The organism is Streptomyces sp. PA03-6a (assembly GCF_033792765.1).
Lineage (GTDB): Bacteria > Actinomycetota > Actinomycetes > Streptomycetales > Streptomycetaceae > Actinacidiphila.
Genome location: NZ_JARAVK010000343.1, coordinates 1 through 7672, shown reverse-complemented (window position 1 = coordinate 7672; position 7672 = coordinate 1). Strand labels below are relative to the sequence as shown.

Below are 7672 nucleotides of genomic sequence, written 5' to 3'. Positions count from 1 at the left end.
GGTGGCCCCTGCGGGGTGGGGGTTACAGTCGTTGGAACCCTGGTTGTGGTGGAGCGTCCCCCCGGGGTCGCCCACGACGCGCCGCACCGCACGGCCGGCCGCACCACGGCCGCTCTCCCCGGGCCGCCAGAGCGCAGCCGCGCGAATCCCCGTGACCACGAGCGCGACCGCGGCCAGGACGCCGGCACACGTGAACGCTCCCCCACCGGGCATCCCGGAACGGGCCACCGCCAGGTCGAGCCCGAGCAGCGCGAGCCCGCCCCACCACAGCAGCGTGCAGCGCCACCCGGCGCGGGTCGCGGCCGCGGTGTCCGCCACGAAGTCGCGCCATGTGGACCGCTCCCCGTCCAGGTGCCGCCGCAGGTGCCCGCAGGCGGCGGCGAACGCGGGCAGCGCGGTGACCAGCGGCAGCGCGGCGGCCACCAGCCACACCCCGGTCAGCAGGCACTCGGCGAACAGCGCGAACCGGCCCACAGCAGTACGGGCACCGCCAGACGTCACGGGCCTCAGCCCTTCAGTCCGGAGGTCGCCGCTCCCTCGACCAGGTGGCGCTGGAAGGCGAGGAAGAAGAGGAGCACGGGCAGGAGGGCGACCAGCGACATGGCGACCATGCCGCCGTAGTCGGCCACGCTGTCCTGGTCGATGAACATCTTCAGCCCGAGCGAGACCGTGTACTTGTCGGGCTCGTTCAGGTACAGCAGGGGCCCGATGAAGTCGTTCCAGGACCAGATGAACGTGAAGATGGCGCTCGTGATGAGGGCGGGCCGGCACAAAGGGAGCACGATGCTCCAATAGATGCGCAGATGTCCGCAGCCGTCGAGGCGCGCCGCCTCGTCCAATTCCCGCGGGAGATTGCGCATGAATTGCACCATGAGAAAGACGAAGAACGCGTCCGCGGCGAGGTATTTCCCGAGCAGCAACGGAACGTAAGTGTTGATCAGGCCGAGTTTCTGGAAGAGCACGTACTGCGGGATGATGAGCACCTGGAAGGGCAGCAGCAGCGTCGAGATCATGACCGCGAAGAGCAGGTTGCGCCCGGCGAAGCGGATCCTGGCGAAGGCGTAGGCCGCCAGCGAGCAGGAGATGAGCACGCCCACCACCGAACCGACGGCAAGGACGAGCGAGTTGGTGAAGAAGGTGGAGACGGGGATGTCGGCGATGCCGCGGGTCAGCCGCCGGTAGTTGTCGGCGATGGGGCGGCCGGGCAGCAGTTCCAGGCTGCCGACGATCTCGTCGCCGGGCTTGAGCGAGGCGCCGACCAGCCACACCACCGGGTAGAGGATCACCGCGAGCAGGGCGAGGGCGCCCGCGTGCCAGGCGAGGGTGCGTGCCGTGCGGCGGCGGGCCGTGGCGACGGGGGTCATCGGGCGTCCGTCCCGTCCTCGTAGTGGACCCAGTTGCGCTGGGTGCGGAACAGCAGCGCGGTCAGCAGGCCGATGCCCAGCATCAGCATCCAGGCCATGGCGGACGCGTAGCCCATGCGCAGGTTGCGGAAGCCCTGTTCGTACAGGTACCAGGTGTAGACGAGCAGGGAGTCGGCCGGGCCTCCGGCCCCGCCGCCGCTGCCCCCGAGGACCACTGCCGAGGTGAAGACCTGGAAGGAGTGGATGAGTTCGAGCAGCAGGTTGAAGAAGAGCACCGGCGAGATCAGGGGCAGGGTGATGGAGCGGAACCGCCGCCAAGCCCCGGCCCCGTCGACCTCCGCCGCCTCGTACAGCTCCTGCGGCACCTGCTTCAGCCCCGCCAGGAAGATCACCATCGGGGCGCCGAACTGCCAGACGGTCAGGGTGACGAGGGTGGGCAGCGACCAGTCCGGGTCGCCGACCCAGCCGCCGACGTCCCAGCCGGCGAGGTGCAGCGCGCGGTCCACGACGGCGTCGTCCTGGAAGACCGAGCGCCACACGATGCCGATGCTGACGCTCGCCCCGATCAGCGACGGGGCGTAGAAGGCGGAGCGGTAGAAGCCCTGGCCGCGACGGGGCCTGACCAGCAGCAGTGCCACGGCGAGGGCGGCGGCGAGCTTGAGCGGGGTGCCGACCAGTACGTACTCCAGCGTCACGCGCACCGAGTGCCACCAGCGGTCGTCGGCGAACATGTCGCGGAAGTTCCTCAGCCCGATCCACTTCGGGGGGTCGAAGAGGTTGTAGTCGGTGAAGGCCAGGTAGAGCGAGACGAGCATCGGGCCCAGGGTCAGCAGCAGGACGCCGACGCACCACGGGGTCAGGAACAGGTAGCCGGCCAGGGTCTCCCGGCGTCCCCGCCGCCGGCCGTCCGGGGGCCCGCCCTGCGGGGTGCGGCGCCGCTCGGCGACGTCCGGCACGGCGGTCTGGGTGCGCGTCACGGGATGTCCCCTCAGGAGCCGAGCGCGGTCTTCGCCTCGCCGAAGAACTGTGTGACGGCGTCGTCGACCGAGGTCTTGCCCAGGGCGACGTCGCCGTAGATCCGCAGGAAGGCCGCTTCCGCGACGTCTGCGCCCGCCGGGTGCGGGGTGATCGGCTCGATGACGCCGGTCACGGACTTCTCGTAGGCGGCGATCTGCGCGTCGACGCCGGTCGGCCGGTACGCGTCGAACTGGGCGTTCGTGGGCAGGACGCCGCGGTTGTAGCCCATGATCTTGCCGACCTCGGGGTCGTGGACCATGAAGTCGATGAACTCCGCGACCTGCTCGGGGTGCTGCGTGCGGGCCGAGCCGCTGAGCATGAGCGAGGAGATGTACTGGCCGGTCCTGGTGCCGTCGGTGGTCGGGACCGGGGCCAGGGCGAGCTTGGTGCCGGTCTCGGCGGCGTAGCGGACGATGAAGTTGTCCCAGGTGAACTCGGCGGCGGAAAGGTCGCCGCTGACCGAGGACTTGGGCTTGATCTGCTCGCTCTTCTTGGCCGGGACCAGGTCGCCCGCCTTGTTGTCGGCGTAGTGGTCGCCCCACCACTGCCCGAGGTCGGCCTCGGTGAAGCCGAGCTCGTTGTCGGCGGTGAAGAACGCCTTGCCGTTCTGACGCAGGTAGAGGTCGTACAGGTACATGACCCCGCCGTTGTCGCTGGCGCCGTAGAGGTCGCCCTCGGCGGCGCTGATCTTGTGGACGGCGGTGTCGAACTCGTCCCACGTCCAGCCGGCGGCGGGGGTGACGCCGACGCGCTCGAAGGCCTCGGGGTTGTAGACCAGGGCGAAGGTGTTGCCGCCGACGGGGACGCCGAGCAGCTTGCCGTCGACCTCGCCGGCCTTCTCCAGGCCGGCCCGGAAGTCGTCCATGCTGAGGTTGCCGGCCTTGACCTGGGTGTTGAGGTCGAGCAGCAGGTCCTTCTCGCCGTACTTGCGCAGGAAGGCGACGGAGTTCTGGAAGACGTCGGGGGCGTTGCCGCCGGCGGCCTGGGTGTTGAACTTGCTCCAGAAGTCGGCGTACTCGGCGAAGTCGGTCTTGACCTTGATGTGCGGGTGGTCCTCCTCGAAGAGCGCGATCGTCTTCCGGATCAGCTCGGCGCGGTCCTGGGCACCCCACCACGAGTAGCGGATGGTCACGGTCCCGCCGTCCGGGTCGCCGCCGCCCCCGCAGCCGGCCGCCAGCAGCGCCAGCGCGGCAACCGCGGCCCCGGCGGCCCTGAGGCCCCACGGCCCGCGCACACTCCGTCGAACGCCCACGACATGCCCCCTTCGGGCAGACGCCACCCCGCGTCCCGCGGAGGGCCTGAAACGATTAAGGCAAGCGCTTGCCGAGAAACCGTAGGGAGACCCCGCCGAGGCGTCAATGGTTAAGGCGGAGAATGACGGAAAGCGCTTCCCACGCTCACCGGAACGACACGAACGCCGGATACGACGACGAGGGCCCGGAAGCCGCTCTCGGCTTCCGGGCCCTCGGTCCGGGTGGGCGATACTGGGATCGAACCAGTGACCCCTTCGGTGTGAACGAAGTGCTCTCCCGCTGAGCTAATCGCCCCGGTGCGGGAACAACATTACCGCATGTCAGCGGGTGCCCCGACCATCGCGGCGGTGCGCCCTCAGTGCAGGTCGGCCTTCCACGGCATCACGAAGCCGAACCGCCAGAGGTAGTAGCCCAGGAGGACGCCGATGATCACCAGCCCGATGGCGGTCAGCGTCAGGTTCCGCCGCCGCACCTTCGGGTCGAGCGCCTTCTGTGCCGCCTCGGTCACCTTCCGCTTCGTCCAGCGCAGCACCAGCTGGGCCCAGACGAACTCGGTCGCCCAGACGGCCATGCCGGCGAAGATCACCACCCAGCCGGGCCCCGGCAGCGGGAGCAGGACCACGCCCGTCCCGACGATCGCCAGACCCACCAGGAAGACCCCGACCTGCCAGCTCACGTGCAGCGCGCGGGAGCGCCGGATGAAACGTGGCGCCCTCGACCCCAGCGGGCGCTCGGAGCCCTCCGGCTCCGCGTCCCCGCCGTCCCCGTTGTCGACGGTCGCAGGATCCATGGCCACGGCCACCTCCCGCTCGTCACTCTCCGCAGTCATGCTCCCAAACTTACCCGAAGCCACTTCGTCACCGGAATGGCTCGCCGGGGAGGAAAAGAACTCGGCCGGACGAGGTACCGGAACCCTCACAAACCCGTCAGAGGGGTTTACAACGTCCCCGCAGGTGGCATGTCGATTTCGCCGACGTGCGAATCCCCGAGCGCACACTGAGCGAAAGGCCCTGGCGCTTATGAACACCACGGTCAGCTGCGAGCTGCACCTGCGCCTCGTTGTGTCGAGCGAATCGTCACTGCCCGTACCCGCGGGCTTGCGGTACGACACGGCCGATCCCTACGCCGTGCACGCCACCTTCCACACCGGTGCCGAGGAGACAGTCGAATGGGTCTTCGCCCGCGACCTGCTCGCCGAAGGTCTGCACCGGCCCACCGGCACCGGCGACGTCCGGGTCTGGCCGTCCCGCAGTCACGGCCAGGGCGTCGTGTGCATCGCCCTCAGCTCTCCGGAGGGGGAGGCGCTGCTCGAGGCCCCGGCGCGGGCCCTGGAGTCGTTCCTCAAGCGGACCGACGCCGCGGTGCCCCCCGGCACCGAACACCGTCATTTCGACCTGGACACCGAGCTCTCGCACATCCTCGCCGAGAGCTGAGTCCACCGACCGTCCGTCGCCGTACGCATCTCGGGGGTACGGCGCGGACCCGACCTGCCGGAGCCGTCGTCGGGGAGCAGCACGCTCCACGGCGGCGGCTCTCGCGCTAAAGTCACCGGAACGCCCGACCCACCAGGCCAGGGAGAGAGCGATTCCGTGCTGATCAACCATGACACCAGGTGCGCACTCGACTGCGTGGTGGATCTCATCAACACCACACCGGAGAGTGACGGCCGCGAGGGTCTGGCCGACCTCGCGGCGCTGCGCGCCTTCGTGGAGCGCAACGAGATCAGTGATGTGGGATCGCTCGACGAGGACGACCTCGTCGCGGTGCGCGCCGTACGGCAGCTCTTCGCCCAGGTCTTCTCCGCGCCCGCCACGCCCGAGGCCGCGGCGCTGGTCAACTCGCTCGTCGCCGAGGCCGGCACCACGCCCCGGCTGACCGACCACGACGGCTACGACTGGCACGTCCACTACTTCGCCCCGGGCGCCTCCCTCGCCGACCACCTGGCCGCCGACTGCGGGATGGCACTGGCCTTCCTCCTCGTCGCCGGGGAGCGGGAGCGGCTGCGCCGCTGCGACGCCCCGGACTGCCGGCGCGCCTTCGTCGACCTGTCACGCAACCGCTCGCGCCGCTACTGCGACAGCCGCACCTGCGGCAACCGGCTCCACGTCGCCGCGTACCGGGCGCGCCGCCGCGAGGCCGTCGCCGTGCCGGCTCAGAACGGCCAGAGGTCGTAGAGCCCGCCGAAGGCGAGCAGACTGCCGATCACGGTCAGGAACAGCATGAGCGGCGGCTGGGAAAGCGCGAACAGGCAGCCTCGGGGCTCGTCGTCGTCTGCTTGGGCTTCCATGGCCTTACGGTGTGCTCGGAGGGACGCGAACTCGCACAACCGTACGCCCCCGGACACACCAAATCCCGCTCAGGGGGCGGTAGTTGAGGTCCGCCAGGGCGATGATGACGTAACGCCGCCACCCCCTGCCACCAACACGCCGCTCAGATCCCCCTGCGCTTGAGGATCTCCTCGATCTCACCGAATTCGGCCAGGTCGGGATCGGTCTTCGCCGCCTTCGGGACCGGTTTCTTCCCCTGCGCCAGAGCCGGCGCCCCCGCGCCCGACGCGACCGCACGGCCCGGGCTCGCCTCCGCGACGCCCTTGCGGCGCCCCGATACCCGGGCGAGGAAGTACAGCACGCCCGACAGGGCGAGCACGGCGAAGCCCACCCACACCGACGGCTTGAACACCAGGTCCGCCGCCCAGTCGGCGACGGCCCGGACGACGGTCCCGGCCAGCGACACCAGGCCCGTCATGTACAGGCCGACGGGCAGCAGCGCCACCGCCGCGATCATCGTCGCCCTGCGGAACCTGCGCCGGTAGGCGGTGAGCAGGGCGATCGCCAGGCCCGCCGCGGACAGCGCGACACACACGGTCGAGGTCAGCATGCGGAGCTCCTCCGAAATGGTCTGCTCGCTCCATCGTGCACCCGTCCCCCACCTGCGGGCCACGGCCCGGCGGCAACCTCAGGGTGATCTCCGGGACGGCTCCTCCCCCGGTGGGAGACTGGCCCCATGAACGAAGCGACTCCCCGCACCGTCGTCCTCGAGTACTGGTGCGAACTCCAGTGCCCCGACTGCGCCACCGCCCTCACCGACCTGCACGCCCTGCGCGAGCGGTACGGCGACGCCCTGGAGATCCAGCTGCGGCACTTCCCCCTGGAGAAGCACAAGCACGCCTACGCCGCCGCCCAGGCCGCGGAGGAGGCCTTCGCCCAGGGCCGCGGCTGGGAGTACGCGGAGGCGGTCCTCGCCCGCACGGACGAGCTGGGCGAGCGCGGCGAGGCACTGCTGGTCGAGATCGCGGCGGACCTGGGCCTCGACGCGGAAGAGGTCGACACCGCGCTCGTCGACGGGCGCCACCTCCTCGTCGTCGACGCCGACCAGGCCGAGGGCAAGGCCATCGGCATCACCGGCACCCCCACCTACGTCATCTCCGGCGAACGCCTCGACGGCGGCACGTCCCAAGACGGCCTCCGCACCCGCATCGAGTCCCTCGCGGACGCCGCCCTGGACCGGTAACCGACATCTGGCCGTGTGCACGCCGGCGGGTAGGACGACTGCCCGCTACCCCACCTCGTCCGGCCGTCAGTCGCCCACACGACCGGAGGGGGTGTGGCGGGGTGCGCCCATGGGGGTCCCCCCGGCCGAAGGCTGGGGGAGACGAGCGGCGGACCCGGCGCGGAATGATGCGGACGTAAACCGCGAGCGTTGAGGACGTGCGCCGGCGCGGCCCCGACCCCAACCCAACGGAGCGCAGGCCCGTATTGACCGCGCCGGGCAATCGGGCGGGAGGGCGGGGGATGCCCGCCGCAGGCGCAACGGACCCGCACATAACCACCGGGCAGCCCGGCGTAGCCGCCCGCAGGCGCAAACGACCCGCACACAGACACCCGGGCAGCCCGGAACCACAAGCCGGGCCACAAACCGACCCGCCCACATGACACCCTGGCCGCCTATGACATCCGCAACCGCCGCCGCGGAAGACGAATGGGCCCCCCTCTTCCGCCCCGGAGGATACCCCCGCCTCCACCGCATACACCTCGAGTG

10 protein-coding genes and 1 tRNA gene are annotated in these 7672 nt (G+C 70.6%); 3 read left to right on the top strand and 8 right to left on the bottom strand.

The window, feature by feature from the left end; translation table 11 throughout:
* The 6 genes from PV350_RS42275 to PV350_RS42250 all read right to left on the bottom strand — a co-directional run.
* Positions 1 to 501 (bottom strand): hypothetical protein (locus PV350_RS42275; protein ID WP_500338701.1); only part of this gene is annotated, 501 nt, incomplete at its 3' end.
* A 5-nt stretch (positions 502 to 506) separates the two neighbouring features.
* Positions 507 to 1364 carry a carbohydrate ABC transporter permease gene (locus PV350_RS42270; protein ID WP_499510821.1) on the bottom strand — a complete coding sequence of 286 codons (858 nt, stop codon included), beginning with the start codon at positions 1362 to 1364 and terminating at the stop codon, positions 507 to 509.
* Positions 1361 to 2320 carry a carbohydrate ABC transporter permease gene (locus PV350_RS42265; RefSeq protein ID WP_500338703.1) on the bottom strand — a complete coding sequence of 320 codons (960 nt, stop codon included), beginning with the start codon at positions 2318 to 2320 and terminating at the stop codon, positions 1361 to 1363. The genes PV350_RS42270 and PV350_RS42265 overlap by 4 nt, the downstream gene beginning before the upstream one ends.
* Before the next feature lie 32 nt (positions 2321 to 2352).
* Positions 2353 to 3633 (bottom strand): extracellular solute-binding protein, encoded by a 1281-nt coding sequence (locus PV350_RS42260; RefSeq protein WP_499510822.1) that lies wholly within the window; start codon positions 3631 to 3633, stop codon positions 2353 to 2355.
* Between the two features lie 223 nt (positions 3634 to 3856).
* A tRNA-Val gene (locus PV350_RS42255) sits at positions 3857 to 3928 on the bottom strand.
* 61 nt (positions 3929 to 3989) lie between these two features.
* Entirely contained in the window at positions 3990 to 4463 is a 474-nt protein-coding gene (locus tag PV350_RS42250; protein WP_499510823.1) for a TIGR02611 family protein, read from the bottom strand.
* A 190-nt stretch (positions 4464 to 4653) separates the two neighbouring features.
* Between PV350_RS42250 and PV350_RS42245 the strand changes: the two genes are divergently transcribed.
* Both PV350_RS42245 and PV350_RS42240 read left to right on the top strand, forming a co-directional pair.
* Positions 4654 to 5067: an SsgA family sporulation/cell division regulator gene (locus PV350_RS42245; RefSeq protein WP_003959770.1), complete on the top strand. Its 414-nt coding sequence runs from the start codon at positions 4654 to 4656 to the stop codon at positions 5065 to 5067.
* 156 nt (positions 5068 to 5223) lie between these two features.
* Complete coding sequence (locus PV350_RS42240; RefSeq protein WP_499510824.1) at positions 5224 to 5808, top strand: CGNR zinc finger domain-containing protein; 585 nt, start codon at positions 5224 to 5226, stop codon at positions 5806 to 5808.
* Here PV350_RS42240 and PV350_RS42235 read toward each other — a convergent pair.
* On the bottom strand, positions 5787 to 5921 hold the full coding sequence (locus tag PV350_RS42235; RefSeq protein ID WP_499510825.1) for a hypothetical protein: 135 nt from the start codon (positions 5919 to 5921) through the stop codon (positions 5787 to 5789). The two genes, PV350_RS42240 and PV350_RS42235, sit on opposite strands and share 22 nt — an antisense overlap.
* A 143-nt stretch (positions 5922 to 6064) precedes the next feature.
* The gene (locus tag PV350_RS42230; RefSeq protein WP_500338699.1) at positions 6065 to 6511 is read right to left on the bottom strand and encodes a hypothetical protein; all 447 of its coding nucleotides are present in this window, start codon (positions 6509 to 6511) and stop codon (positions 6065 to 6067) included.
* 126 nt (positions 6512 to 6637) lie between these two features.
* Here PV350_RS42230 and PV350_RS42225 point away from each other — a divergent pair, with 126 nt between their 5' ends.
* Entirely contained in the window at positions 6638 to 7144 is a 507-nt protein-coding gene (locus tag PV350_RS42225) for a DsbA family protein (RefSeq protein WP_500338697.1), read from the top strand.
* The last annotated feature ends 528 nt before the right edge of the window (positions 7145 to 7672 follow it).

Bases quoted from the DNA above. Each gene is read 5' to 3' on its own strand.
- PV350_RS42270 (WP_499510821.1), bottom strand. From the start codon at position 1,364: ATGACCCCCGTCGCCACGGCCCGCCGCCGCACGGCACGCACCCTCGCC.
- PV350_RS42230 (WP_500338699.1), bottom strand. From the start codon at position 6,511: ATGCTGACCTCGACCGTGTGTGTCGCGCTGTCCGCGGCGGGCCTGGCG.
- PV350_RS42245 (WP_003959770.1), top strand. From the start codon at position 4,654: ATGAACACCACGGTCAGCTGCGAGCTGCACCTGCGCCTCGTTGTGTCG.
- PV350_RS42225 (WP_500338697.1), top strand. From the start codon at position 6,638: ATGAACGAAGCGACTCCCCGCACCGTCGTCCTCGAGTACTGGTGCGAA.
- PV350_RS42235 (WP_499510825.1), bottom strand. From the start codon at position 5,921: ATGGAAGCCCAAGCAGACGACGACGAGCCCCGAGGCTGCCTGTTCGCG.
- PV350_RS42250 (WP_499510823.1), bottom strand. From the start codon at position 4,463: ATGACTGCGGAGAGTGACGAGCGGGAGGTGGCCGTGGCCATGGATCCT.